This is a genomic window from Streptomyces sp. NPDC047971, from assembly GCF_040653355.1.
Classification (GTDB): domain Bacteria; phylum Actinomycetota; class Actinomycetes; order Streptomycetales; family Streptomycetaceae; genus Streptomyces.
Window position 1 is genome coordinate 25,324 of sequence record NZ_JBEZNW010000027.1, and the last position, 25,800, is coordinate 51,123.

The 25,800-nt window shown below is 72.2% G+C and carries 24 protein-coding genes; 4 read left to right on the forward strand and 20 right to left on the reverse strand.

What is annotated here, in order from left to right; all coding sequences use genetic code 11:
- Positions 1–46: 46 nt before the first annotated feature.
- From AB0D99_RS23930 to AB0D99_RS23975, 10 genes are read right to left on the reverse strand one after another with little or no spacing between them, the layout of a single operon-like run.
- Entirely contained in the window at positions 47–772 is a 726-nt protein-coding gene (locus tag AB0D99_RS23930) for a response regulator transcription factor (protein ID WP_362365702.1), read from the reverse strand.
- The gene (locus AB0D99_RS23935) at positions 769–1,932 is read right to left on the reverse strand and encodes a histidine kinase (protein ID WP_362365929.1); all 1,164 of its coding nucleotides are present in this window, start codon (positions 1,930–1,932) and stop codon (positions 769–771) included. The genes AB0D99_RS23930 and AB0D99_RS23935 overlap by 4 nt, the downstream gene beginning before the upstream one ends.
- A 59-nt stretch (positions 1,933–1,991) precedes the next feature.
- Positions 1,992–2,879 (reverse strand): DUF5936 domain-containing protein, encoded by an 888-nt coding sequence (locus AB0D99_RS23940; protein WP_362365705.1) that lies wholly within the window; start codon positions 2,877–2,879, stop codon positions 1,992–1,994.
- Between the two features lie 10 nt (positions 2,880–2,889).
- Complete coding sequence (locus tag AB0D99_RS23945) at positions 2,890–3,831, reverse strand: type II secretion system F family protein (protein WP_362365708.1); 942 nt, start codon at positions 3,829–3,831, stop codon at positions 2,890–2,892.
- A 12-nt stretch (positions 3,832–3,843) separates the two neighbouring features.
- Positions 3,844–5,184, reverse strand: a complete 1,341-nt coding sequence (locus tag AB0D99_RS23950) for a CpaF family protein (protein ID WP_362365711.1) — start codon at positions 5,182–5,184, stop codon at positions 3,844–3,846.
- Positions 5,181–5,546: a TadE/TadG family type IV pilus assembly protein gene (locus AB0D99_RS23955; protein WP_362365714.1), complete on the reverse strand. Its 366-nt coding sequence runs from the start codon at positions 5,544–5,546 to the stop codon at positions 5,181–5,183. The genes AB0D99_RS23950 and AB0D99_RS23955 overlap by 4 nt, the downstream gene beginning before the upstream one ends.
- Entirely contained in the window at positions 5,543–5,929 is a 387-nt protein-coding gene (locus AB0D99_RS23960; protein ID WP_362365717.1) for a TadE/TadG family type IV pilus assembly protein, read from the reverse strand. Before AB0D99_RS23960 ends, AB0D99_RS23955 begins: the two co-directional genes overlap by 4 nt.
- 3 nt (positions 5,930–5,932) lie before the next feature.
- The gene (locus tag AB0D99_RS23965) at positions 5,933–7,225 is read right to left on the reverse strand and encodes a P-loop NTPase (RefSeq protein ID WP_362365720.1); all 1,293 of its coding nucleotides are present in this window, start codon (positions 7,223–7,225) and stop codon (positions 5,933–5,935) included.
- Positions 7,226–7,233: 8 nt separating this feature from the next.
- Positions 7,234–7,938, reverse strand: a complete 705-nt coding sequence (gene cpaB / locus AB0D99_RS23970; protein WP_362365723.1) for a Flp pilus assembly protein CpaB — start codon at positions 7,936–7,938, stop codon at positions 7,234–7,236.
- Positions 7,939–7,968: 30 nt separating this feature from the next.
- Positions 7,969–8,844 carry a hypothetical protein gene (locus tag AB0D99_RS23975; RefSeq protein WP_362365727.1) on the reverse strand — a complete coding sequence of 292 codons (876 nt, stop codon included), beginning with the start codon at positions 8,842–8,844 and terminating at the stop codon, positions 7,969–7,971.
- Positions 8,845–9,183: 339 nt separating this feature from the next.
- On the opposite strand from AB0D99_RS23975, the gene AB0D99_RS23980 reads away from it, so the two are divergent.
- Entirely contained in the window at positions 9,184–10,878 is a 1,695-nt protein-coding gene (locus tag AB0D99_RS23980; RefSeq protein ID WP_362365730.1) for a glycoside hydrolase family 18 protein, read from the forward strand.
- A gap of 93 nt (positions 10,879–10,971) precedes the next feature.
- Here the strand turns inward: AB0D99_RS23980 and AB0D99_RS23985 are convergent, their stop codons facing one another.
- Together AB0D99_RS23985 and AB0D99_RS23990 are read right to left on the reverse strand one after the other, a co-directional pair.
- Positions 10,972–12,312 carry a protein kinase gene (locus tag AB0D99_RS23985; RefSeq protein ID WP_362365932.1) on the reverse strand — a complete coding sequence of 447 codons (1,341 nt, stop codon included), beginning with the start codon at positions 12,310–12,312 and terminating at the stop codon, positions 10,972–10,974.
- Between the two features lie 56 nt (positions 12,313–12,368).
- Positions 12,369–13,646: an Nramp family divalent metal transporter gene (locus tag AB0D99_RS23990; protein ID WP_362365733.1), complete on the reverse strand. Its 1,278-nt coding sequence runs from the start codon at positions 13,644–13,646 to the stop codon at positions 12,369–12,371.
- A gap of 189 nt (positions 13,647–13,835) precedes the next feature.
- On the opposite strand from AB0D99_RS23990, the gene AB0D99_RS23995 reads away from it, so the two are divergent.
- On the forward strand, positions 13,836–15,173 hold the full coding sequence (locus AB0D99_RS23995; protein WP_362365736.1) for a M14 family metallopeptidase: 1,338 nt from the start codon (positions 13,836–13,838) through the stop codon (positions 15,171–15,173).
- A 72-nt stretch (positions 15,174–15,245) separates the two neighbouring features.
- Here the strand turns inward: AB0D99_RS23995 and AB0D99_RS24000 are convergent, their stop codons facing one another.
- From AB0D99_RS24000 to AB0D99_RS24020, 5 genes are all read right to left on the reverse strand, one after another.
- Positions 15,246–15,890 (reverse strand): GAP family protein, encoded by a 645-nt coding sequence (locus AB0D99_RS24000; RefSeq protein ID WP_362365739.1) that lies wholly within the window; start codon positions 15,888–15,890, stop codon positions 15,246–15,248.
- Between the two features lie 165 nt (positions 15,891–16,055).
- Positions 16,056–17,522 carry a gluconate:H+ symporter gene (locus tag AB0D99_RS24005; RefSeq protein WP_362365742.1) on the reverse strand — a complete coding sequence of 489 codons (1,467 nt, stop codon included), beginning with the start codon at positions 17,520–17,522 and terminating at the stop codon, positions 16,056–16,058.
- Between the two features lie 95 nt (positions 17,523–17,617).
- Positions 17,618–18,028: a RidA family protein gene (locus AB0D99_RS24010; protein ID WP_362365745.1), complete on the reverse strand. Its 411-nt coding sequence runs from the start codon at positions 18,026–18,028 to the stop codon at positions 17,618–17,620.
- Positions 18,025–18,786, reverse strand: a complete 762-nt coding sequence (locus AB0D99_RS24015; protein WP_362365748.1) for an IclR family transcriptional regulator — start codon at positions 18,784–18,786, stop codon at positions 18,025–18,027. Before AB0D99_RS24015 ends, AB0D99_RS24010 begins: the two co-directional genes overlap by 4 nt.
- Positions 18,783–19,895, reverse strand: a complete 1,113-nt coding sequence (locus tag AB0D99_RS24020; protein ID WP_362365750.1) for a sugar kinase — start codon at positions 19,893–19,895, stop codon at positions 18,783–18,785. Before AB0D99_RS24020 ends, AB0D99_RS24015 begins: the two co-directional genes overlap by 4 nt.
- A gap of 123 nt (positions 19,896–20,018) precedes the next feature.
- Between AB0D99_RS24020 and AB0D99_RS24025 the strand changes: the two genes are divergently transcribed.
- The gene (locus AB0D99_RS24025; protein ID WP_362365753.1) at positions 20,019–21,302 is read left to right on the forward strand and encodes an alanine racemase; all 1,284 of its coding nucleotides are present in this window, start codon (positions 20,019–20,021) and stop codon (positions 21,300–21,302) included.
- A 13-nt stretch (positions 21,303–21,315) separates the two neighbouring features.
- A complete protein-coding gene (locus AB0D99_RS24030; protein ID WP_362365756.1) occupies positions 21,316–22,926 on the forward strand; it encodes a D-aminoacylase in 1,611 nt (536 codons plus the stop codon).
- Between the two features lie 124 nt (positions 22,927–23,050).
- Here the strand turns inward: AB0D99_RS24030 and AB0D99_RS24035 are convergent, their stop codons facing one another.
- The 3 genes from AB0D99_RS24035 to AB0D99_RS24045 form a co-directional block, all read right to left on the reverse strand.
- Positions 23,051–23,656, reverse strand: a complete 606-nt coding sequence (locus AB0D99_RS24035; protein ID WP_362365759.1) for a GAP family protein — start codon at positions 23,654–23,656, stop codon at positions 23,051–23,053.
- Positions 23,657–23,791: 135 nt separating this feature from the next.
- On the reverse strand, positions 23,792–25,258 hold the full coding sequence (gene mptB, locus AB0D99_RS24040; protein ID WP_362365762.1) for a polyprenol phosphomannose-dependent alpha 1,6 mannosyltransferase MptB: 1,467 nt from the start codon (positions 25,256–25,258) through the stop codon (positions 23,792–23,794).
- Between the two features lie 11 nt (positions 25,259–25,269).
- Entirely contained in the window at positions 25,270–25,722 is a 453-nt protein-coding gene (locus AB0D99_RS24045) for a hypothetical protein (RefSeq protein ID WP_362365765.1), read from the reverse strand.
- Between the last annotated feature and the right edge of the window lie 78 nt (positions 25,723–25,800).

A 25,800-nucleotide genomic window follows, 5' to 3' on the forward strand; every position in this document is an offset into this window, starting at 1 on the left:
TCCCCACCCCTACCCCAGGGCCCTCGGGCCCAAATGCGGGCCCACGTCACGAGGTCCTCCCGGTGCCCAGCGTGCCCAGCGCTCCCCTGGTGCCCAGCCATGCCGCTATCGCCTCACTGCGGCTCCCCGCGTGGAGTTTCGCGAAGATGCGGTTGATGTGGTTCTTGACCGTCTTCTCGGTGATGAAGCAGGTGTCCGCGATCTGTCGATTGCTGAGGCCCGACGCGATCAGGTCCATCACCTCCCCCTCCCTCACGCTCAGTCCATACCGTGCCACATTCGGTTGCAGCTGCGAAGTCATTTGGGCAGATCTCCATGAAGTCGAGACAGTTGGCCTCGCCCCACCATGTGCAGTCGCACCCCTCACCACGCCCAGCACCGCGTTCGCCGCCGTCGGGGTGAAGTGGGCCCGGCCCGCCGCGATGTCGTGGACCGCCGTGCGCAGTTCCTCCGGGGTGAACTCCCCGTGGACCAGATAACCGCCCGCGCCCAGCCTCAGCGCCTCCCTGACGATCTCGTGCTCCCCGCTGTACGTGAGCATCAGCACCGGCGCCAGCCGGACCAGGTGCGGGAGGGCCGTCAGGCCGTCGACCACGGGCATCCGGACGTCCAGCAGGACCACGTCCGGCCGGTGGTGGTCCGTCAGGCTCACCGCCGTGCGGCCGTCGGGGGCCTCCGCGACGACCCGGAGGGCCGCGTCGGCGTCCAGCAGGGTCCGCAGGCCGGCCCGTACCACCGGGTTGTCGTCCGCGACGAGCACCGTGAGAGTCATCGCGCACCTCCCTCGATCGGGACTTCCAGGCGGACCTCCGTGCCGCGCACCACGCTGCCCCTGCCGATCCTGAGGCGCGCCCCCACCCCGGCCGCCCGCTCCACCATGCCGACCAGGCCGAAGTGGCCCGTCCTGCGCAGGTCGTCCAGGGTCGTGCCCGGCGGCAGACCGCGGCCGTCGTCGCACACGCTGATCCGGAGCAGGCCCGCGACGACGCCGGCCGAGACGTCCACCCTGGTCGGCGCCGCGTGGCGGCCCGCGTTCTCCATCGCCTCCGAGGCGATCGTCAGCAACTGCCGTGCCACCGCGTACGGAACGGGTGGTACCGGGCTCGGGCCGACCCCCGTGTAATGGGTCTCGATGCCCGAGCGGCGGGCGAACTCGCGTACGCGGAGCGAGAGTTCCGACGAGAGGTCGATCTCCTGCCCCAGGCCGTACGACTGCCTCCGCAGGTCCGCGAGCAGCTCGCGGGACTCCGCCGCCGCCCGCCGGGCCGAGCGTGCCACGAGCAGCGCCTGCCGTCGGGGGTCCGGAGACTCCGCCAGCCCGTCCGCCGCCAGCGCCAGGCCATGCAGGGTCTTGGCCACCGAGTCGTGCATGTCACGGGCGAGCCTGGCCCGTTCCTCCTCGACCGCCTGCGCCGCGGCCAGGCGGGTACGGGCCTCCGTGAGCGCCCTGGTCGCGGCGCCGAAGCGAAGCAGCAGGTTCCGGAGGGTGACGCCCAGCGCGCCCGTGATCACGCACAGGCCGGGGAGGAGCGCCGCGTCCCCGATGCCGCCCGGCTCGCCCACCTTCGCGGCGTGGATCGCGAGCAGGATCAGCGACTGGAGGCATGCGAAGAACGCGGCCCCGCGCCAGCTGTAGGCGAGGCCCGCGAGCAGCGGCGTGCAGACGCTGACGTATCCGAGCGTGCTCTGCGGGCCCGCCGTGACCAGGAGCAGCGAGCCGAAGAGCGTGTCGGCGGCGAGCAGGGCGGGGTGCCGGAGCAGCAGCGGGCCGAACCGTTCCCAGTCCCGGAACATCACGTACGAGCCCATGAAGGTGACCAGCACGGCCGCGCCCACCAGCCAGGCCGCCACCCCCGGTGCCGCTCCCATCAGGGCCGTCGGGCTCGCCAGGGCGATCATCGCCAGCCGGAAGCCGAAGACCTGGCGGCACATCGCCTGGAGGGCGTTCACCTCGATCGAGGCCGCCGCGGCCCCGGGTGCGGACACGGCCCTCACTCTCCCGTGATCGAGCCGAAGTTCGTGCCCGTCCCGAGGAACAGCCCCGCGCCCAGCAGGATCATGGTGGCCGGGACCATCAGCGTCGTGATCACCATCGTCGCCTTGGGGACCGCTTTCGCCGCCTTCCGCCGGGCGTTCTGGGCGTCGGTCCGTCGCATGTCGTTGGCGATCTGGATGAGGGTGTCGACGATGGGCGCGCCGAGTTCCTCGCCCTGCTGGAGGGCGGTGACGAACTGGGCGACCTGTTCGGAGTCGTTGCGGCGGCGCAGCTCGTCGAACGCCTGGCGGCGGCTGACTCCCATGTCCATCTGGCGCAGGGTGATCCTGAGTTCGTCGGCCCAGGGGCCCTCGTACTTGTCGGCCACCCGGTCGAGCGCCTGACGGAATCCGAGGCCGGCCGAGACCACCACCGCGAGGACGTCGAGGAAGTCGGGCAGCGTGCGGTCGATCTGGTCCTTGCGGATGCGGATCGCGGACCAGATGCCGACCTCGGTCCAGAAGGCGGCGAAGGCGAGGAGCAGGAGGGCGACCAGTACGTCTCCGTTGGAGAGCATCACCAGGCCGCCCAGGCCCCCGAGGAAGCCGTAGACCGCGCGCCGGGCGCCGTATCTGTCGATGGTCAGGCCGCCGGGGTTGCCCGCCAGGTCGATCCTGCGTCGTACGGCGTTGACCCGCTTCGGGCCCATCGCGCGCAGGACGGCGGCCGAGTAGCGCATCCCGAGCCGGTCGACGACGGAGTCCACCGCTCCGGTTCGGGTGGACCCGACCTCCAGGGCGAGCTGGAGGTCGTCGGGGAGTTTGGCGTCCGCGCGGTAGAGGCGGATGCCGTAGAAGATGCCGGCGACCGAGAGGGCGGCGGCCAGGGCGAGCAGAAGGTCCATGTCCAGCCCCTCAGACGTCGATCTTCGAGAAGCGGCGGATGACGACGAAGCCGACGACGTACAGGGCGAAGGCGGCGACGACGGCGAACTGGCCGATGCCGGAGCCGGTCATCCGGTCCAGGGCGCCGGGCTGCATGTTGTCGATGAGGAGCAGCGAGCCGATGCCGATGACCGGAACGGCGTACGCCGTCATGCTGACCTGCGACAGCTGCGTGCGGACCTCTCGCCGGGTCTCCTTGCGCTCCTCCAGCGTCTCGGTGAGGTTGCGCAGTGAGGCGACGACCGTGCCGCCGGCCTTGTTGGCGAGGACGAGGGTGGTGACGAGGACGACGAGTTCGCGGGAGGGGAGGCGTTCGGCGAGTTCGCCGAGGGCGTCGTCGATGGAGGTGCCGACGGCGAGCTGCTGGGCGACCTTCTCCAGTTCGTCGCCCGCGGGTGCTTCCAGTTCGTCGGCGGCCATGCTGAGCGCCATGCGCAGGGCGAGTCCCGCCTGGGTGGCGTTGGCGAGGATCCGCGACAGCTCCGGCAGCTGGTTGATGAACTTCTCGATGCGCTTCTGCCGCTGCCAGTTGAGGAAGCCCATGGCGACCCACACGCCGAGGAAGCCGCAGATGGGGCCGAAGAAGGGGGAGAGCAGGGACTGTCCCGCGATCCACAGGGCGGCCACGGTCAGGGACATGGCGACGACGAACTCGCCGGGGGTCAGGTCGAGGCCGGTGGCGGAGATCCGCAGTTCCAGCCTGCGGCCGAACGCGGTCCGCCGCAGGCGCCGGTCGATGCCCCGGAAGCGGCGCCTGCGGCGGCCGTCGGTCTCCGGTTCGCCGGTCTGGGCGAGCCGGGCGACCAGGGCCGCGCGCTGGGCGGCGCCGCTCGCGTACAGCTGGATGCCGAGCACGGCGAGGACGCAGCAGAGCAGCGCGACACCGGTCACCAGCCAGGTGAGTGGGTTCATCTCCGTCCTCTCCTACTTCGCTTCTCGGGTGGCGAGCTGGTCGTCGGACGCGGCGACGCCGAACGCCTGCGGGATCGGCTGGCCCGCCAGGTAGAGCCGGTCGGCGACGCGTCGCGGCAGCGGGTGGTACGCGTACGCGCCGTAGACCCGTCCGTCGGCCGCGAGCGGCTGGGCGCGGAAGCGGCAGACGGTGGCGAGGGTGAAGCGTTCGCGCCCGTTCGACGCCAGGATGGCGATCTCGGTGATACGCCGGGTGCCGTCCGCGTGGCGGGTCAGCTGGACGAGGACGTCGACGGCGCTGTTGATCTGGTCGCGGAGCGCCTCGAAGGGGACTTTGACCTCGGACATCGAGGCCAGTGTCTGGAGCCGCATCAGGGCGTCCTCGGCCGAGTTGGCGTGGACGGTGGCGAGGGAGCCGTCGTGTCCGGTGGACATCGCCTGGAGCATGTCGAGGGTCTCGCCGCCGCGGACCTCGCCGACGATGATGCGGTCGGGGCGCATGCGCAGGGAGTTGCGGACGAGGTCGCGGATGGTGACCTGGCCCCGGCCCTCGATGTTCGGGGGCCGGCTTTCGAGGCGGATGACGTGGGACTGCTGGAGCTGGAGTTCGGCGGAGTCCTCGATGGTGATGACCCGTTCGCCCTCCGGGATCAGTCCCGAGAGCGCGTTGAGGAGGGTGGTTTTTCCGGTGCCGGTCGCGCCGGACACGATCACGTTGAACTTCGCCTGGACGAGTCCCGCGAGCAGGAACAGCATCTGTTCGTCGAGCGAGCCGAGGCCGATCATCTCGCGCAGGGTGTACGCGCGGGGGAAGCGGCGGATGGTCAGCGTCGCGCCGGTGAGGGAGAGCGGCGGGATGATGACGTTGACGCGCTCGCCGGACGGCAGCCGGGCGTCGACCATCGGGTTGGACTCGTCGACGCGTCGGTTGACGGTGGAGACGATGCGTTCGATGGTCTGCATCAGCTGTTCGTGGGAGGCGAAGCGGAGCGGCAGCAGTTCGACCCGGCCGGCCCGCTCGATGAAGATCTGGTCGGGTCCGTTGACCATGATCTCGGTGATGGAGGCGTCTTCGAGGAGGGGTTCGAGGACGCCGAGGCCGAGCGCCTCGTCGACGACGCGGCGGATGAGCTGGGCCCGCTCGACGGTGGACAGGACGGGGCCCTCGCGGCTGATGATGTGTCCGAGGACGCGTTCGAGGCGGGCGCGTCGCTCGGCGGCGGCGAGGGCCGACATCTCGGTGAGGTCGATCTCCTCCAGGAGCTTGGCGCGGAAGGACGCGACGAGATGGCCGTCCTCGCGTCCTCCGGGGCCGTTCTCCTCGGGGGCGCTGATGCGGGACCGCAGGCTCATGACTCGTCCTCCTCGGGCAGGGGCAGGGTGGCGCTCCTGCGGACGTCGCCGAAGTCCCAGAAGGGGACGACGGACGGGATCCGTACGGTGACGGTCGCCACGGCCTGGTCGCCGCCCGCGTCGACGTCGACTCCCGCGCGTGCGGCGATCCAGTCGCTCATGGCCGCCCTGCCGGCCGCGCCCGGGGCGAGCGTCATGTCGTCGTGGGTGGCGGCCCGGGCGGCGGCGCGTGCTCCGGTGCCCGCCTGCTGGGCGGCGTATGCGGCGATTCCGAGTTGGATACCGGCGAGGGCGACGAGCAGCAGGATGGGGAGGAAGCCGAGGTACTCGATCGCCACCTGGCCCCGGTCACGTCTCCTCACGGCCCCTCCCCCTCTTCCCTGACGGCTCCGGCCTCACCGGTCACGGTGAAGGGGAAGCTGATCGCGCCGGGGAACAGCACCGGCACCTTGAGGCGTACGGTCGCGGTCACCATGTCCCCCGAGCCGGACGGGCCGCAGGACACCGAGGCGCCCGAGGCCCACGCCCCGTCCAGGTGACGCGTCCCGGCCGCCCGGCAGTCGCCGTCGACGGCGCCCGCGCGTACCGCCTCGTCGGCCGCGTTGCCGGCGAGGGTGAAGGTGTAGCCGACCAGGACGGCCTGCCAGAGCAGGACGAGCGTGAGCAGGATGAGCGGCACCATGCCGAGGAACTCGACGGCCACCTGTCCCCTGTCGCGGATCGGCGCGTCCCGGTACGCGGGCATGGCTCAGCGACCTTTCCCGCGGCGGCGCAGCCCCAGCGATCCGCGGTCGTCCCCGCGCGTGAGGGCGAGCTGCTTCCCCGCGCCCGGGCCCGGGCCGATCGCGGCGCGCTGTGCGGCTGCCCCGGGTGTCCCGACCAGGCCCAGCTCGCCGGCGAGCGACCACAGGGCCTGCTTCACGCTGGACCGGGCGTCGAGTTCGTGCATGCGGCCGGCGTCGACGACGCCTTGGAGCTCCTTGAAGTTGGCGGGGACCGTGACGCCCGCGATCCGGGTCCCGGTGATCTTCTGGATGAGGGCGGGCTGGATCTCGGTGGAGCGCGTGTAGCGGTTCACCAGGACGGTGCTCTCCTCCGCCTTGCGGATCTGGAGCCGGTCCCACATCCGCACGGTCCGCTTGGCGGCCCGTACCGCGACCACGTCGGGGGTCGTGACCAGGAGCGCCGTGTCGGCCATCTCGACGGCGACGGCACCGGCGCCGGTGAGATGGGTGCCGCAGTCGATGACCACGACGTCGTGGCGGGAGCGCAGCGCGCCGACGATCTTGCGGGCGGCGCGGTCGGGGACGTCCTCGCCGCGTTCGCCCTCGCCGGGGGCGAGGAGCAGGGCGATGCCGGTCTCGTGGGTGAAGACGGCGTCCTGGAGGACCCGGGGCGAGATGTCGTCGACGGCCGCGAGGTCGGCGACGGAGCGGCGGAACTGGACGTCGAGGTAGGAGGCGATGTCACCGCCCTGGAGGTCCATGTCGACCAGGGCGACGTTGCGGCCCGAGGCTCGGGAGGCGAGGGCCAGCTGGACGGCGGTGACGGTGGTTCCGACGCCGCCCTTGGCTCCGCTGACGGTGACGACGGTGCCTCCGGGTCCGGTGAGGGCGTCGGCGCCGCTGCCGAGGTGCCGGCGGACTCCGACGGACCACTGGGCGGCGGCCTGGACCCGGCTGGCCAGTTCCTCGTAGCCGAGGGGGAGGGTGACCAGGCCGCGGGCGCCGGAGTCCATGGCGGCCGAGAAGAGGACGGGGCTGGCGTCGGAGGTGATGAGGACGACGCCGACGGCGGGGAAGCGGAGCGCGACCTCGCGGATGAGTTCGAGGGCCGGGACCGGGCCGATCCGCTCGTGGACGACGACGACTTCGGGCAGCTCGTCGAGGGACTCGGCGGCCAGCCGGGCGAGGGTGTCGAGAAGGTGGGTGGAGTCGGCGACGGGGGCGGCGGGTTCGGCGTCGGGGAGCTGGCTGAGCAGGGTGGTGACGGCCCGGGCCGCGTCGGGGTCGGCGACGGCCGGCAGGATCCTCGTGGTCATGACCGGCCTCACTTGTCCTTGTCGAGCGTGTAGGTGCGGTCGCGCGGGTCGACCGCGGTTTCGCCGCCGGGTGCGACGAGGGCGAGGCGTACGTGCTGGGCGAAGGACTCGGCGTAGGCGACGCGCTGGGTGTCGAGGGTGGAGAGCGCGAAGGTGATCGGGACGGCCTCGGTGTCGCGGCTGCTCCGGTTGTCGGGGTCGCTGATGGGGGTGAGCTTGCCGACGTCGAGGACGCGGGCGTTGGCGACGATCATCTTGGACTGGGCGGGCTGCCCGTCCTTCTCGCCGTCGAAGGTGGCGTAGATGTTGACGGTGGCGCCCGCGGTGATCTTGCCGGCGACCCCCGTGGCCGCGTCGATCATGATGGCGATCTCCTGCTGGCCGGGCTGGAGCGCCGGACGCTTGACGATCATGTCGGACTGGAGCAGGGAACCGGCCCGGAGGGTGGTGACGGCGATCTTGCCCTCTATCTGCGCGAGGTCGGTGACGGCGTTGTCCGAGAGCCAGCGCTCGGGCATCGAGATCTCCTCGAACTGCCCGGCGCTCAGCGGGGTGTAGGGCGCCACGTCCTTGCTGACCTGGTACGCCTTCACCTCGGGGCCGACCTTGGAGTTGACGTCACCGATCACCGACAGGACTCCGGCGAAGGCGCCCAGGGCACACAGGACGGACAGCAGCAGAAGCAGGACGCCACGGCGCTGGCGGGAATTCATGCCGTACAACCTCGATCGGTTCCGTGTGACTCAGCGGACAGGGGAAGTGAGCGCCCGGGGCTCGGCCGAGGCGGCGGGCGGTGCGGTGGCGGGCAGGGGGGCGGAGCAGAACCCGCAGCGGTCGCCGATGAGTTCCATCCGGCACCAGTGGCAGATCTCGCGGCGCACGGAGGAGACCAGGTGGTGGAGGACCGCGATGTCAGGGATGTGGGCGGCGAACTCGACCAGTCGGCCGGTGCCCCACCAGCGCGGTGACTCCGCGGGCAGCGGTGCCTCCTGGACGCCCTGGACCCGCCAGCGGGGTGCGAGGGTGCCGGTGGGCCATTCGGTCGGGAGCTGTCCGCGGGCCAGGACGAGCTGGGTGGCGAACTCGGGTCCGGCGGGCGGCTCGGCGCCCGGCACGATCCGGACGAGCTCGGGAACGGGCCCGGCGAGGACCGCGAACTGGGCGCCCGGCAGCCATCCCTTGAGGTGGGACTTGAGGCTCACCGGTACGCGGTCGAGCTTGGCGACGGAGCCGAGGACGGCCCCCGCGTAGATGTAGTGGGTGAGCAGCCGTGCGGCGGAGGCGATGACGCCGGGGCTGAAGTCGCAGGCGGACAGCTGCCGTAGCTGTCGGGCCAGGACGGCTGCGCCGAGCGGCGGCAGATCGGTCTTGACCAGGGCGATCCGGTCGCTCTCCAGGAGGGACCGCACGGCGTGCAGGCGCTGCTCCGTGGCGGACGGTACGGAGCTCGGGCAGACCACGATCACATGGCCGTACCGGTCGAGGAGCAGTTGGAGGTCGGCGACCGCGGCGGCCAGGGGCTGGGTCCCCGGCGCCGGCAGGACGGCGGCGGTGGGCGTCTGCTGGTCGGTCGGTGGCAGCACCAGATCGGCACTGGTGACCGCGATCGCTGTCGGCACGTCGGGCTCCCCGTCCCCATGTCCCCATGACTCACTGCGTTCACTGCGTTACTGCACAGCGCGGTGCTATCGCACCTTATCCACGGACCGTGGGCTGGTGAACACACAATCCGCCAAGCGCCAGGAGATTTCTGGGCCCGCACGGCCCTTGCGTCGGCCCGGACCTGGGCCTGGACCGGGTGGGCGGTGGGCCCCAGGGCCCACACGCCGACCTCGCCGCCCGCCCCCCGCTCCCTCCAGAGGTCTTGACAACTCGATTGGTCTGGACCAGCTTGTTCCCTCAGCGGTGGCCACCGTTCCGACCCTCCACACCCCCAACTCCCCCTCCGGAGGCAGCAAGTGGACCGCACCACCACACGCTCCCGCAGATGGATCGGCGGCGCCCTCGCGCTGGCCGTCGGTTCCGGGCTCGTCCTCGTCGGCGGCGCAGGCACCGCCCAGGCCGCGGACGTCAACGTGGCGAAGAACGCGGGCTTCGAGTCCGGCACCGCCAACTGGACCTGTACGGCGGGCAGCGGCTCCGCGGTCTCCTCGCCCGTGCGGACGGGCGCCGGCGCGCTCAAGGCGACCCCGGCCGGCCAGGACAACGCCCGGTGCAGCCAGGTCGTCACCGTCAAGCCCAACTCGACGTACACCCTCAGCGCCTGGGTGCAGGGCGGGTACGCCTACCTCGGCGCGACCGGCACAGGGACCACGGACGTCTCCACCTGGACTCCCGACAGCCCGTCCTGGAAGCAGCTGACCACCTCCTTCACCACGGGCGCGAGCACCACCCAGGTGACCGTCTACACCCACGGCTGGTACGGCCAGGCCGCCTACCACGTCGACGACGTCTCCGTCTTCGGCCCGGACGGCGGCGGCCCGGTCGACCCCGACCCGGTCGTCCCGGCCACCCCGGCCGGCCTCGCCACCGGCTCGATCACGTCCTCCTCGGTCGGGCTGAGCTGGAACGCGGTCTCCGGCGCCACCGGCTACAAGGTGTACCGGGACGGCGCCCTGGCGCAGACCGTCTCCGGAACCTCCGCCACCGTGACGGGCCTCGCGGCCAACACGACGTACCAGTTCCAGGTCTCGGCGACCAACGCCGCCGGCGAGTCGGCCAAGTCGACGGCCGTCTCGGCCCGTACGACCAACCCGGGCCCCGGCCCCTCGGTCCCCAAGCACGCCCTGACCGGCTACTGGCAGAACTTCAACAACGGGGCGACCGTCCAGAAGCTGCGGGACGTCCAGGCGCAGTACGACATCATCGCCGTCTCCTTCGCCGACTCGACGGCCACGCCCGGCCAGATCGTCTTCAACCTCGACCCGGCCGTCGGCTACGCCTCGGTCGCCGACTTCAAGGCCGACATCGCCGCGAAGAAGGCGGCCGGCAAATCGGTCATCATCTCGGTCGGCGGTGAGAAGGGGAACGTCACCATCAACAGTGACGCCTCGGCGACCGCCTTCGCGGAGAGCACGTACGCCCTGATGCAGGAGTACGGCTTCAGCGGGGTCGACATCGACCTGGAGCACGGCATCAACTCCACGTACCTGACGAAGGCGCTGCGCCAGCTCTCCGCCAAGGCGGGTTCGTCGATGGTCCTGACGATGGCCCCGCAGACCATCGACATGCAGAACACGGGCACCGAGTACTTCAAGACCGCGCTGGCCGTGAAGGACATCCTGACCGTCGTCAACATGCAGTACTACAACAGCGGTTCGATGCTCGGCTGCGACGGCAAGGTGTACAGCCAGGGCTCGGTGGACTTCCTCACCGCGCTCGCCTGCATCCAGCTCCAGGGCGGCCTCGACGCCTCCCAGGTCGGCCTCGGCGTGCCGGCCTCGACCCGCGGCGCGGGCAGCGGCTACGTCGACCCGTCGATCGTGAAGAACGCGCTGGACTGCCTGACCCGCGGCACCAACTGCGGCTCCTTCAAGCCCTCGCAGACCTGGCCGAACCTGCGCGGCGCCATGACCTGGTCGACCAACTGGGACGCGACGGCCGGCAACGCCTGGTCCAACGCCGTCGGACCGCACGTCCACAACCTGCCGTAGCCGGGACCGGCGGACGACGCCGGACCGGTGTACGACGACAGCGCCGCCACTCCCCTGGCGGCGCTGTCCGCGTTCCCCGACCGGGCGAGGAGGTCACCCCTGCAGGTAGCGGTCGAGCACCCGGTCCATCCGGTCCATCCACTCCTGTACGAGGGCGGCCCTGCCGCCGATCTCGCAGGTGTAGGCGCTGCCGTCGCGCAGCGTGACGACGACGCGCAGGCGCCGGCCCCACCGCTCCGACTCGTACTCCACCGAGCCGATCTCGTCCCACTCGAACTCGGCTTCCTCTCCGTGGAGTTCGAAGTGGACGCCGTCGGCGTCGGCGACGAGCGCGCAGTCGCTGTCGGCGATGATCAGCGCGGGGGCGGGCTCGGGCGGCCGGACGGGCATGGTCGGCAGCGCGGGAAGGGGGACGGCGTCCGCCACGGGCGAGGGCGTCCCCGCTTCGGCCACGACGGTCGGCGGCGCATGGGGCGCCCGCACGGGGGACGCCGGCACGTGGGTCGGCCTCCGGTCGACCGGGGACGCGTCGAGGGGGCGGGCGTCGAGCGGGCGGGCGTCGACAGGCGACGCGTCGACCGGCGACACGCCGGGCGGGGGTGCGTCGACCGGTGGGACGTCGGGCCGTGGCGCGTCCAGGGGTGGCAGGGCGTCCGCCACCCCGTCCCCGCGCACCAGTTCGTCCAGGATCCGGCCCGGGGAGGGCCGGGACGACGGGCTCTTGGCGAGGCAGGCGCCGACCAGACCGGCCAGGGCGGCGGGGACGCTCGACAGGTCGGGCGCCTCGTGGACGGTGCGGTACATGAGGCCCATCGGCGTGCCGTCCCCGAACGCCCTGCCGCCGGCGGCCGCCACGAGGACACCGCCCAGGGCGAACACGTCGGCGGCGCCCGTCACCTCCTCCCCGAGGGCCTGCTCGGGGGCGAGGTAGCCGGGGGTCCCGAAGGCGGTTCCGGTGGCGGTGAGCCGGGTCGACTCCAGGGCCCGGGCGATCCCGAAGTCCAGGACACGGGGCCCGTCGGCGGCCATGACGATGTTGCCGGGCTTGAGGTCCCGGTGGACCAGCCCGCAGGCGTGGATGGCCTCCAGGGCCTCGGCGAGCGCCGCGCCCAGAGCCCGGAGCCGCCGCTCGTCCATCGGCCCCTCGGCGGCGACGAGTCCGGCGAGGGTGGGTCCGGCGACGTAGGCGGTGGCGAGCCAGGGCGCCTCCGCGTCGGGGTCGGCGTCGACGACCTGCGCCGTGTGGAAGCCGCCGACCCGGCGGGCCGCGGCGATCTCGGCACGGAAGCGCTCGCGGAAGCCCGGGTCGGCGGCGAGTTCCGGCCGGGCCACCTTCACGGCGACGGCGCGGCCGCCGCGCGAGCGCGCCAGCCAGACGGTCCCCATGCCGCCCTCACCGAGCTTCCGCTCGATCTCGTACGTGCCGATCAGCATCCCCACGGGGGACAGTATCGCCGAAGCGGCCCGGGCCCGCCGGGGAGCGGGCGGAGTCACCAGGGGAGGTCGCGCACCTGCTGGACGCACAGCACCACGAACAGCAGCCCGGCCGCGGCGAGCATCGTGTTGCTCAGCGGCCCGTTGCGCCACTCGGCGGGCGTCCGGGAGGAGTTGAGGAGCCCCAGCAGGGTCAGCGCCAGGAACGGCATGAAGAAGGCGCCGACGACGCCGTACACGATGACGAGGCCGAACGGCTGGTCGAGGAAGAGCAGGGAGATCGGCGGGAAGGTCAGCCAGAGGAGGTACGCGCGGAACGGCAGCGACCTGTCGCGCTCCGTGCCGGCGGGCACGAGGGAGGGCCGGTAGTGCGCGACGAAGTCGGCGAACAACAGGCTGACTCCGTGCCAGACCCCGATGAGCGAGGTGAAGGAGGTGGCGAAGAACCCGATCAGGAAGAGCTTGGCGGTGGCGCTCCCGTACCGCTCGGAGAGGACGGCGCTGAGGTCGAGCAGTCCCTTGTCCCCCTTGGCGAGCGCGACGCCGGAGGAGTGCAGCAGCTCGGCGCCGACGAAGAGCATCGCGACGACGAAGATGCCGGTGGTGACGTAGGCGACGCGGTTGTCGAGCCGCATCACCTTCATCCAGCCGCTGTCCCGCCAGCCCTTGGCGTTGATCCAGTAGCCGTACGCGGCGAGCGTGATGGTGCCGCCGACGCCGCCGATCAGGCCGAGCGTGTAGACGAGGGAGCCGTCGGGGAGGACCGGGACCAGACCGGCGACGGCGTCACCGAGGTGGGGAGTGACCCGGACGGCCAGGTAGACGGTGACCACGAACATCACGCCGACCAGGACGGTCATGACCTTCTCGAAGACGGCGTACCGGTTGAACCAGACGAAGACCAGGCCGACAAGACCGCACAGCACCGCCCAGACCTTGAGGTCCAGGAGGCCGGGGAAGAGCGCCCCGAGCGGCAGGGCGCTGGACGACATCGCCGCCGCTCCGTAGACGAAGCCCCAGACGACGACGTAGCCGACGAAGTAGACGGTGGTCCACGAACCGAGGCTGCGCCAGCCGTCGAAGAGGGTACGGCCGGTGGCCAGATGCCAGCGGCCCGCCGCCTCGGCGAGGGAGATCTTGACGAGGCAGCCGATCACGGCGGCCCAGAGCAGGGTGTAGCCGAACTTCGAGCCCGCGATCAGCGTCGCGACCAGGTCCCCCGCGCCGACGCCGGTGGCCGCGACCACGATGCCGGGGCCGATGTACCGCCACCCGGCCTTGCGCGGGCGCGCGACGGCGTCACCGGTGCCCTCCTCCCGAGCGACCTCCGCCATGTCCGACCGCCTTTCACCCGTCCGCTGTGATCTGCTGGTTGGCCCAGTCACCCAAGCGTGTGCGAAGCGACAGCACAAGAGGGCGTGTCCGAACTTCGTCTTGACCCGTCCATGTCAGCATCGGACGATGTGCCCGGACACCCCGCACAGCTTGTCGCACACCCCCACACTCCCCACCCAGGAGACAGCATGCGACTTCGAACCCGCGGAAGAAGGTCCGCCACCCTCGCGGCCCTTCTGGCGCTCGCCCTCGCGGCGCCCCTCTCCGCAGGCGCGTACCAGGCCGGAGCCGACTCGGAGCCGACCGCCGCCACCGAGGAAGTGATCCGCCAGTACGAGATCCACGGCCCGTCCACCGTCGCCGAACGCACCGCGCTCGCCGCGACCGGCGTCTCCATCGACGAGACGGACGACCACAGCGTCGTCGTCAGCGCCAACTCCGCCCAGCTGCGCAAGCTCCGCGCGCTCGGCCACCGCCCGGAGGCGCTGCCGGCCCCGCCCGACCGCTCGGTCAAGGGTCTGTCGGCGCAGCCCTTCGACTTCCCGACCGCCGACTCCCGGTATCACAACTTCGCCGAGATGAACGCGGAGATCGACCAGCGCCTCGCCCAGTACCCGTCCATCATGAGCAAGCGGGTCATCGGCAAGACGTACCAGGGCCGGGACATCGTCGCCATCAAGATCAGCGACAACGTGGGCACGGACGAGGCCGAGCCCGAGGTCCTCTTCACCCACCATCAGCACGCCCGCGAGCACCTGACCGTCGAGATGGCCCTCTACCTGCTGCGCGAGCTGGGGGCCGGTTACGGCACGGACTCCCGGATCACCAACGTGGTCAACGGCCGCGAGATCTGGATCGTGCCGGACCTCAACCCGGACGGCGGCGAGTACGACATCGCCACCGGCTCGTACCGCAGCTGGCGCAAGAACCGGCAGCCGAACTCCGGTTCCAGCTACGTCGGCACGGACATGAACCGCAACTGGGACTACAAGTGGGGCTGCTGCGGCGGGTCCTCGGGCAGCAAGAGCTCCGAGACGTACCGGGGCGCGGCTCCCGAGTCGGCCCCCGAGGTGAAGGTCGTCGCCGACTTCGTCCGCTCCCGTGTGGTGGGCGGAAAGCAGCAGATCAAGGCGGGGATCGACTTCCACACCTACAGCGAGCTGGTGCTCTGGCCGTACGGCTGGACCACCGCGAACACCGCGCCGGGGATGACCCAGGACGACCGTGACGCCTTCGCGGCCGTCGGTCAGAAGATGGCCGCGAGCAACGGCTACACGGCCGAGCAGTCGAGCGACCTCTACATCACGGACGGGTCGATCGACGACTACCTCTGGGGCTCGCAGAAGATCTTCGGATACACCTTCGAGATGTACCCGGCCTCGTCCTGGAACGGCGGTTTCTACCCGCCGGACGAGGTGATCGAGCGTGAGACGAGCCGTAACAAGGACGCCGTCCTCCAGCTCCTGGAGAACGCCGACTGCATGTACCGCTCCATCGGCAAGGCATCGCAGTACTGCACCGCCTGACGCGCGGACGGGGGCGCCCCGGGATTCCCGGGACGCCCCCGCTCGACGACCGGGGCGCCCGCGCCGTCGGCCTCAGCTGACCAGTTCGTAGATGCTCCGGGCCGTCAGCCACAGGCCGATCAGCAGGGAGAGCGTGACGACCAGCTGTTCCTGGTGCCGCTCCAGCCAGGTCCGCAGGGCGTTCAGGCGGGCGTTCGCGCTCGCCGGCCTCCAGACCGCGTACATCTCCATGACGACCAGGCTGAGCGTGGCCAGCAGGCAGTAGCCGGCCAGGACGAGCCAGTCGGTGACGGTGGAGAGGTGTGCGTCGAGGGCGGTGGCGGCGCCGGCGCCGACCAGCGCCCAGGGCTGCAGCAGCCATGCGAGACCGGCTGCCGTGGCCGGGGACGCGTTGTCGATCCGGGCGGTCCAGCGCGGCGGACCGTGCGGGCGGGGCGGCCTGCGGCGGCGGTACGCGCCGTACAGCACCAGCGCCACGCCGATGGCGAGCTTCGCCGCGACGGCGGCGGTCGAGGGCGCGGTGTGCCGGGCCGGCGGCTGACCGCCGGTCAGCAGCACCACGACAGCGATCACCGCCACCAGATTGGCCAGCCAGGACAGCAGGAACGCCAGACCCTGACGCACGCCGCGCCGCGAGGAGAGCAGCAGGATGAAGGCGCTGTTGTGCAGAGGCCCCAGGGTGATGGCCGTGCCGATCAGCACCAGGTCGAGGACCATCGGGTCAGTCGCTCCTGGGTGTCAGGGCGGCTCGCCACCAGGGGGCGAGGGGCCGGCCGGCAGAGGAGTGCGGCACCGCCGCGGTGCCGCATCCCGACTCTGCAGCCGCCGACCCGGCCGGTCAAGCGGGCCACGCCCACGACGGGCGTGACGTGTGACGACCCCCTAGACCACCAGGCTGAGGGCGGCCGCGACCGCGAACCCGGCGAGCGAGAGCACGGACTCCAGGACGGTCCAGGACTTGAGGGTGTCGCGCTCCGAGATGCCGAAGTACTTGCTGACGATCCAGAAGCCGCCGTCGTTGACGTGCGAGGCGAAGATCGAGCCGGCCGAGATGGCCATGATGACCAGGGCGAGGAACGCCTGCGAGTGGTCGCCGCCCTCGACCAGCGGCAGGACGATTCCGGCCGTGGTGACGATGGCGACGGTCGCCGAGCCCTGCGCGACCCGCAGGACGAGGGATATCAGGTAGGCGAGGACGATCACGGGCAGGCCGACGTCGTTGAAGGTGTCGGAGAGCGCCTGGGCGACGCCGCTCGCCTTGAGGACCGCGCCGAAGACCCCGCCGGCGCCGACCACCAGCAGGATGTTGCCGACCGGCTTCAGCGACGACGTGGACACCTGCTCCAGGGACTTGCGGGACCAGCCGCGCTTGATGCCGAGCAGGTAGTACGCGAGGAACAGCGCGATGGTCAGGGCGACGAAGGGGTTGCCGAAGAACTCGATCACGGAGCGGGTGGTCGACTCGTCCAGGGCGATGGAGGAGAACGTCGCGGCGAGGATGAGGACCAGCGGCGTACCGATGATGAGGAGCACGGTGGCGAGGGGGACGGGCGCCTCGGAGGCACCGTCCTTGCGCTCGGCCGCGACCTGCGCCTTGGCGTCCTCCGCGGCCTCCACCATGTCCTGCGGGACCGCGACGAAGATGCGCTTGCCGATCCAGGAGGCGTAGGCCCAGGCGGCGAGGACGGCGGGGATGCCGACGACGATGCCCATGAGGATGACCCAGCCGAGCGAGACGTGCAGCAGTCCGGCGGCGGCGACGGGACCGGGGTGCGGCGGAAGGAAGGCGTGGGTCATGGAGAGACCCGCGAGGAGCGGCATGCAGTAGAGGAGGATCGATTTGCCGGACCGCTTGGCGGCCACGTAGACGATCGGCGCGAGGACGAAGATGCCGACGTCGAAGAAGACCGGGATGCCGAAGATCAGTCCGGTGAGACCCATCGCGAGCGGCGCCCGCTTCTCGCCGAAGAGGCCCAGCAGGCGGCTGCTCAGCACCTCGGCGCCGCCGGAGACCTCGAGTATCGCGCCCAGCATGGTGCCGAGGCCGATGATGATCGCGACATGGCCGAGGATGCCGCCCATGCCGGTCTCGATGACGGAGGTGGCGGCGGAACGCTGGACCGTGCCGAAGAGCTCGGTGACCGAGAGGCCCGCGGCGAGGCCGACGCTGATCGAGACGGCGAGCAGCGCGACGAAGGGCTGCAGCCTGACCTTGATGATCAGGAAGAGGAGGAGGGCGATACCGAGCGCGGCGACGGTGAGCAGTCCTGCGGTGCCCGGGATCAGCGGCAGAAGACCACCGGTGTGGGGTGGGGTCTCGGCGGCGGGGGGTGCGGCGGCGAGCAGCAAGGGGGACCTCGTTTTTGGGTAGGGGGGAGCGCGGCACGGCGTCCGGGGGCGGACGCCGTGCCGTGGAGCGGCGGTTTCAGGAAGATCAGTCCGGGTCAGCCGAGGACCGCGAGGGCGTCGATCTCGATGAGGAGACCCTGGGGGAGGCCGACGTATACCGTCGTGCGGGCCGAGGCGGGCGCCTTGAGGCCCTGCTCCTCGAAGTACGCGTTGTAGATCTCGTTCATCTCGGCGAAGTGGTCGACGTCGGTGAGGTAGACGCGCATCATCATGACGTCGTCCCAGCTCGCGCCCCCCTCCTCCAGGATCGCCTTGACGTTGGCGAAGGTCTGGAGGGTCTGCTCGCGCAGGGTGGGCCCGGCCGGCGTGGGCGCCTGGCCCTCGACGGCGGGGAGGAAGCCGACCTGGCCGGCGACCTGGAGGATGTTGCCCTTCTTGACGCCGTGCGAGAACTTCGCGGGCGGGGCGGTGTGGGTGGCGGGGGTCAGGGCGATCTTCTCGGTCATGTCCGGTCCTTGGTAGCGGTGTTGCCTGAGTAGTCCCGGCTGATGGCGTCGGCGGTGCGGCGCACCAGCGGGAGCAGGGTGAGGAGTTCCTCGGCGGTCACGACCACATTGGGCGCCGAGACCGACATGGCGGCGACGACGCGGCCGTCGGCGCCGCGGATGGGGGCGCCGATGCAGTTGATGGACTCCTCGTGGCCACCGAGGTCGGTGGCCCAGCCCTGTTCGCGTACGGTCGCCAGCTCCTTGAGGAAGGCGGCGGCGTTGGGGATCGAACGGGGCGTGTACATGGGGTAGTCGAGCTTGGCGGCGATGGCGCGCCGCTCGGGCTCGGGGAGGTCGGCGAGCAGCAGCTTGGCGACGGCGGCGACGGTGATCGCGACGGGCTTGCCGATGCGGGAGTACATCCGGACCGGGTAGCGGCTCTCGACCTTGTCGATGTAGAGGACCTCGCCCTCCTCGTGGACCGCGAGGTGGACGGTGTGCCCGATCTGCTCGTTGAGCGCGGTGAGGTGGGGGTGGGCGATCTCGCGGATGTCGAGGTTCTCGACGGCTTCCTGGGCGAGCGCGAAGAGGCGGGCGCCGAGGCGGTAGCGCTGGTCCTGCTGGCGGTAGACGAGACCGTGCTCGTGCAGGGTGCGCAGCAGCCGGAGCGCGGTGGACTTGTGCACCCCGAGCCGGTCGGCGACCTGGCCGAGGTCGGCGGGGCCCTGGGCGAGCAGCGGCAGGATGCTCAGCGCGCGGTCGACGGTCTGGCTCATGGCGTACGTACCTCCTGGTCGTCCCCCGTCCAGCCGGGGCCGAGGTGCAGTCTCCCCCAGCTCTCGTCGTCGAGGGCGACCAGCCGGTCGGCGTGTGCGATCCACGAGTTGTGCCGGGGGGCGGTCGCGCCAGGAGTGCCGGCCGGGTGACGGGCGGGCGGGGCGCCGAGGTCCCCGGGGACGGTGAGGGTGGCGGCGGCCATGAGGTGGCCGTGGCGGATCCGGTCCGGTACGGACAGTCCCCGAAGGGTGCCCGAGAGGAACCCGGCGGCGAAGGCGTCCCCGGCCCCGACGGCCGCGACGACGTCGACGCGGGGGGCGGGGACGGTGGTGACGAGGTCCGCAGCGGCCTGCCCGGGGGCCTTCGGTCCGTGCGCGAACACGACGGCGCCCGCGGCGCCCCGCTTCACCACGAGGATCCGCGGCTGCGGCAGCGCGGCCCGTACGGCCTCCGCTCCCACGACGCCCCAGGCTTCCTCGGCCTCGTCCTCCCCCACGAACACCACGTCCGCGCCGCGCGCCAGGTCGAGGAGCACCCGCCCGCCGGCCGGCGCGTCCGGCCAGAGCCCCGGCCGGAAGTTCACGTCGAAGGAGACGAGCGGCCGGCCCGCCCTCGGCGCGGTCAGCGAGCGCGTCAGCGCCAGACAGTCGTCCGACAGCGCCGCGGTGATCCCGGACAGGTGGAGCACGCGCCCGTCCGCGACGGAGTCGTACGGCACGGTCGCCGGCGACATCGCCGACGCGGCCGACCCGGCCCGGTAGTACGCGACCTCGTGCCCGGCGGTCGCCCGGTCCGTGGCGGTGCGGAAGTAGAGGCCCGTCGGCCGCTCGGTGTCCCGCCGCACCGCGGTCACGTCGACCCCGTACGCCCCGATCGCCTCCACCAGGTGGTCGCCGAAGCCGTCGGCGCCCACCCGGCTCACCCACTTCGCCCGGTGCCCCGCCGCGGCCAGCGCGCATGCGACGTTGGACTCGGCGCCGCCGATGGTGCGGGCGAACGAGGGGGCGTCGGCGAGGCGGCCCGGCCGGGAGGGCAGGAAGGTGACCATGGACTCGCCGAGGCAGACGACGTCCACGGGCGGCGCGTCCACGGGCGGGGCTCCGGTCACGGGCGGACTCCTCGTGGATCATGCGGGTCCATTGACCCGGCGTTGGCCCGGATGTTAGACAGCAATAAGCGATATGCGCAATGACTGTTGCACATGGTGCAACAGCCTCGATCAGGAGGACCCATGCCCGCCGACCGGCCCACCCCACAGCTGGCCCACGAGCGCGTCGACCACCGCTTCAAGGCCCTGCCCCCGGACGCCGACGGGCTGACCGTCGGCGAGCTGGCCGCCCAGCGTCGGAACCTGTTCACCGGCGGCTTCACCACCCCGGTCCTCGCCCTCTCCGCGGAGTCCGTCGAGCACAACCTCCGCCTCCTGGAGGTCTACGCCGAGCGCCACGGCCTCGCCTTCGCCCCGCACGGCAAGACCTCGATGGCCCCGCAGCTCTTCGACCGCCAGCTGGAGCACGGCGCCTGGGGCATCACCGCCGCCGTCCCGCACCAGGTCCGCGTCTACCGTGCTCACGGCATCGCCCGGATCTTCCTCGCCAACGAACTCGTCGACGCGGTCGCCCTGCGCTGGCTGGCCTCCGAGCTCGACGCGGACCCCGGCTTCCGCTTCCTCTGTTACGTCGACTCCGTGCGCGGGGTCGAGCTGATGGACGCGGCGCTCACCGAGGCCGGCGCGCGCCGCCCGGTGGACGTCGTCGTCGAACTCGGCGCCGGCGAGGGGGCCCGGACCGGTGCCCGGACCGAGGCCGACTGCGCCGCCGTCGCCGACGCCGTCGCGGCGACCACGACCCTGCGTCTGGTCGGCGTCGCCGGCTACGAGGGCGAGGTCCCGCAGGCCACGTCCGAGCGGGTGCACGAGTGGCTGAACCGCCTCGTCTCCCTCGCCGCCGACTTCGACAAGGCGGGCCGGTTCTCCCCCGGGATCGAGGAGATCGTCGTCAGCGCGGGCGGCAGCGCCTGGTTCGACGCGGTCGCCGACGTCTTCGCGGGTATCCCCGAACTCTCCCTCCCCGTCCTGAAGCTGCTGCGCTCCGGCGCCTACGTCTCGCACGACTCCGGCCACTACCGCGACCTCACCCCCTTCAACCGGGTCCCCGAGGAGGGCGCGCTGGAGCCCGCGTTCCGGCTCTGGGCGCAGGTCGTCTCCCGCCCGACGCCCGAGCAGGCCTTCACCAACGCGGGCAAGCGCGACGCCGCGTACGACCTCCACCTCCCCGAGGCGCAGGTCGTCCGCGACGCCCGCACGGGCGCGGTCCGCCCCGCCGACGGCATCACCGTCACCGGCCTCTCCGACCAGCACGCCTGGGTGCGTACCGAGCGGGGCGCCGAGCTGGAGGTCGGCGACTGGCTGGGCATGGGCCTGTCCCACCCGTGCACGTCCTTCGACAAGTGGCAGCTGATCCCCCTGGTCGAGGCGGACGGCACGGTCGTCGACTACATCCGCACCTTCTTCTAGAGGAGCCGCCACCATGGACCTCGTCATCCGCGACGTGGACGTCATCGACGGCTCCGGCGGGGACTCGTACCGCGCCGACGTCGCCGTCGACGGCGGCCGGATCGCCGCCATCGTCAAGGAGGCCGCGGCGGCGGGCTGTCAGCGCCCCACCGCCCGCCGTGTCCTCGACGCCGAGGGCCTCGCTCTGTCCCCCGGCTTCATCGACATGCACGCCCACAGCGACCTCGCGCTGCTCCGCGACCCCGAGCACACCGCGAAGGCCGCGCAGGGCGTCACCCTCGAAGTCCTGGGCCAGGACGGGCTGTCGTACGCGCCGGTCGACGACCGCACGCTCGCGGAGGTCCGCCGGGCCATCACCGGCTGGAACGGCGACGGTTCCGACATCGACTTCGACTGGCGCACCGTCGGCGAGTACCTGGACCGTCTCGACCGCGGGATCGCGGTCAACGCGGCGTACCTGATCCCGCAGGGCACGGTGCGGATGCACGCGGTCGGCTGGGAGGACCGCCCGGCCACCGAGGCCGAGCTGGACCGGATGCGGCAGCTCGTCGCGGAGGGCCTGGAACAGGGCGCGGTGGGCATGTCCTCGGGGCTGACGTACACCCCGGGCATGTACGCTCCCGACTCCGAACTCGCCGAACTCTGCGAGGTCGTGGCCCGGTACGGCGGCTACTACTGCCCGCACCACCGCTCGTACGGCGCCGGGGCGCTCCAGGCGTACGAGGAGATGGTGGCCCTCACCCGGGACGCGGGCTGCGCGCTGCACCTGGCGCACGCGACGATGAACTTCGGCGTGAACAAGGGCAGGGCGCCGGAGCTGCTGGCCCTCCTCGACGGGGCCCTCGCCGACGGCTGCGACATCACCCTCGACACCTACCCGTACACGCCGGGCTGCACGACCCTCGTGGCCATGCTGCCGAGCTGGGCGAGCGAGGGCGGACCGGAGGCGGTCCTGGCCCGGCTCCGGGATCCGGAGACCTCGGAACGGATCCGCCACCACCTGGAGGAGATCGGCTCGGACGGCTGCCACGGGGTGCCGATCGAGTGGGACACGATCGAGATCTCGGGCGTGAGCGACCCGGACCTGGTGTCGTTCGTGGGCAGGACGATCGCCCGGTCCGCCGCGACGCGCGGGGAGGCCCCGTGGGTCACGGCCCGCCGCCTCCTGATCGACGACCGGCTGGGCTCGACGATCCTCCAGCACGTCGGCCACGAGGAGAACGTCCGCACGATCATGCGCCACCAGGTCCACACCGGCGGCTCGGACGGCATCCTGCAGGGCCTCAAGCCGCACCCCCGGGCCTACGGGACGTTCCCGGAGTACCTGGGGAAGTACGCGCGGGAGGAGGGCGTGCTCTCGCTGGAGGAGTGCGTGGCCCACCTGACCTCCCGCCCGGCGGCCCGGCTCCGCCTCCCGGACCGGGGCCTGGTCCGGGAGGGCTATGTGGCGGACCTGGTCCTCTTCGACCCGACGACGGTGGCGGCGGGCTCGACGTACGAGTCCCCGCGCACCTTCCCGGTGGGCATCCCGCACGTCCTGATCGGCGGGGAGTTCGTGATGGAGGACGGCAAGCGCACCGACGTCCTGGCCGGCAGGTCGATCCGGCGAACGCCTCTGTCGTGACGCGGTCGGCCCGCCCCCGGGACCTGGGGGCGGGCACCCGGAGCGCGGCCGCGTCACCGGCCGATTCCGGCGAGTCCGTCACCGAGCACCTTGGCGCCCAGGAGAATCAGCACGATCACCGTGATCACGGTGCTGTTGGCGGCCATGAACCGCCGGACACCCTCCAGGAACGCGCCCGCCCGCCGGCCTCCGGCGAACTCGACGGCGACCGCCCCGAGGACGGTGCAGGAGCCGAGGAACACGAAGACGGCGACGGCACCACGAGATCGACGTCGTGGGGGCCCGCTTCGGCGACCGCCGTGGCGGCCGACGCCGTCAGGACGAAGTTCTTCGGGTTGGCGCCCGACAGGAGCACGCCGAGGAGCAGGGACCGCCCTGCTGTGACGTCGTCCAGCCGGGCCATCCACCGCGGCTCCTCGGCCACGTCGCCCGACCGCGGCCGCAGCCACCACTTGCGCACCCCGAGGACGACCAGCGCGGCTCCGGCGGCGACCCGGACCCAGTCCGCGACCGCCGACGAGGTGCTGTCGGGATCGTCGGCCGCTCCGAACAGCACCACGACGACGGTCGCCACGACCGCGAGTCCGGCGACCCAGCCGAGAGCGAACAGCACGCCGTGACGACGTCCGTGCCGGCCGGTCAGGATCAACACGACGACGATCAGCGGGAAGGGGCTCAGCGCGACGGCGAGTGCGGCGGGCAGCTGGGCCCCGATCGCCTGGAGCAGCATGGTGCGGCCTCCCTCCGGCACATCGGTCGCTCCGAGGTGCCTTCGGGACGGTATCGAGCAGCCGCCCGCCGAACGCCCGCCACTTCGCCGTGCGAACGGGTCATTGCCAGGTGCCGGCGGCCTCCCGCACCTCGGCTACGACGGCGTCGCGGCCTCGTCGGCAGGGGCCGTCCGGGGTGCCGGGGCCGAGGGCGCGGCCCCTTCGACGGGCCGGGGCCACGGCTCCCGCCGCGCCCACAGGAGTCCCAGTGCCAGCACGATCCCGGTCACCACGAACCCGTACCAGGGTGTGGACCCCGACGGTGCCGTCTCGTAGACAAGCGCCCCCGAGACGACCGCGAGCACCTGCCCCGCCCGTGAGTCCCACGCGACCGCCGCCACCACGCACACGCCCCACAGCGCGTACCAGGGCTGCACCATCGGCGACAGCGCCACCAGCGCCACCAGCGAGAGCCCCAGCCCCAGCACCGGGTCGATCCGCCCCCTCCAGGCCCGCCACGCGAGGGCCAGGATGATCACGACCGCCGCGAGGAGCCCCAGCTTCTGCACCACGCCCTTCACCGGATCGGGATCGTCCGCGAGCAGCAGCCCGAGACCCAGACCCACGTCGCTGGTCACCGACAGCGCGGTGTGGATGGCCCCGGCGACGCCCTGCGTCCGCACCCATCCGAACCCGGTTCCGGCCACTACGGTGGCCCCCGCGGCGACCGCCCCCGCGACGACCCCGGGGAGAACGAGTCCCTTGACCACGCCCCGTAGGCCACCGTCCCGCCGCGCGACCATCACTCCGATGAAGAGCAGCGCGACCGCCGCGGGCGACTTGATCATCATGGCCAGCCCGACGAGCACACAGCCGAGCACCCACCGCCCCCGCACCGCGAGCACGACGCCGCTCAGCATCAGTCCGATCATGAGCCCGTCGTTGTGCATCCCCGCGACGACGTGGACGAGCAGCAGCGGATTGAGCGCGGCCAGCCAGAGCGCTCCCCCGCCGCCCCCCAGCCCCCGCACGGCACGGACGATCAGCACGAGCGCGCCCAGAGCGATCAGTCGCATCCCGAACACGGCGGGCACGATCTCCCCGCCCGTCACCTTCACCACGGCCTGCGCGAGGACGAGGAAGACCGGCCCGTACGGAGCGGGGGTGTCGGTCCAGTGCCCGCCGACGCTCGCCGCCGCGTCCGCCCCGAGATCGCCCGGGCCGAGGACCGACGGCCCGCCCCCGTACACGTCGTGGCCCTCCAGGACCATGGCGCCCTGCGCGATGTAGCTGTAGACGTCCGCGCTGTACAGCGGCGGGGCGAGCACCAGCGGCGCGGTCCACCAGGCCAGCGTGGAGAGCACCCCGTCCCGCGCGGCCCGCACTCCGCGCGCCAGCAGCACCCCGTACCGCCACCACGCGACGACGAGGAGCGTCAGCCCCAGGTACGCGAGGAGCGCGCCGGCCACGGTCGCCGCGGATCCCCGGGCCTCCCAGAGCCCCCACGGCTCACGCTCGGGCAGCGTCCCGGCCGTGTAACCGCCCAGCGTGACCGCGAGCGCCCCGAACGCACCGATCCGGCGACATCCGGAGGGACCCCACGGACCGCTCCACCGCGACACGACCGCTCGCCTCACTGGGGCCGCTTCTGCTGCCCGGGAGCGGTGTCCGACTTCCCGGGCTTCTCACCCGTGGCACCGTCGTCCGGATCGGCGGAGGCGTCGTCCGACGCGGTGGCCGCCGCGTCGGGCGTACCGGAGGCACTGGGTCGGGCCGACGCGGACGCCGAGGCGGACCCGGACGGCTGCGACGCGGACGGTGCGGGCGTGCCGGTCCCGCCGGTCCCCGGGTCGCCCCCCGACGGATCGGGCTGGAAAAGCGCCGGCAGTCCCGGACGTCCGTCGTCCCCGGCAGGGGTCCCGCCGGTCTGACCGGAGCGGAACGCGCCGGAGACGACCGCGACCAGCACTCCGAGCGCGACGACACCGCCCCCGGCCAGCAGCCGGCCCGTCCAGGGGGCCCGCCGCGCCGTGGCATGACGGCGGCGCCCGGGGGCGCCGGCGGCTCGGTGATCCTGGGTGCTCATGGCGGCGAATTCTACGGAGCGTCCACACACGGGCCACACCCCGTCCCCACACCCGGCCGCACGGGCACCCGTCCCGTC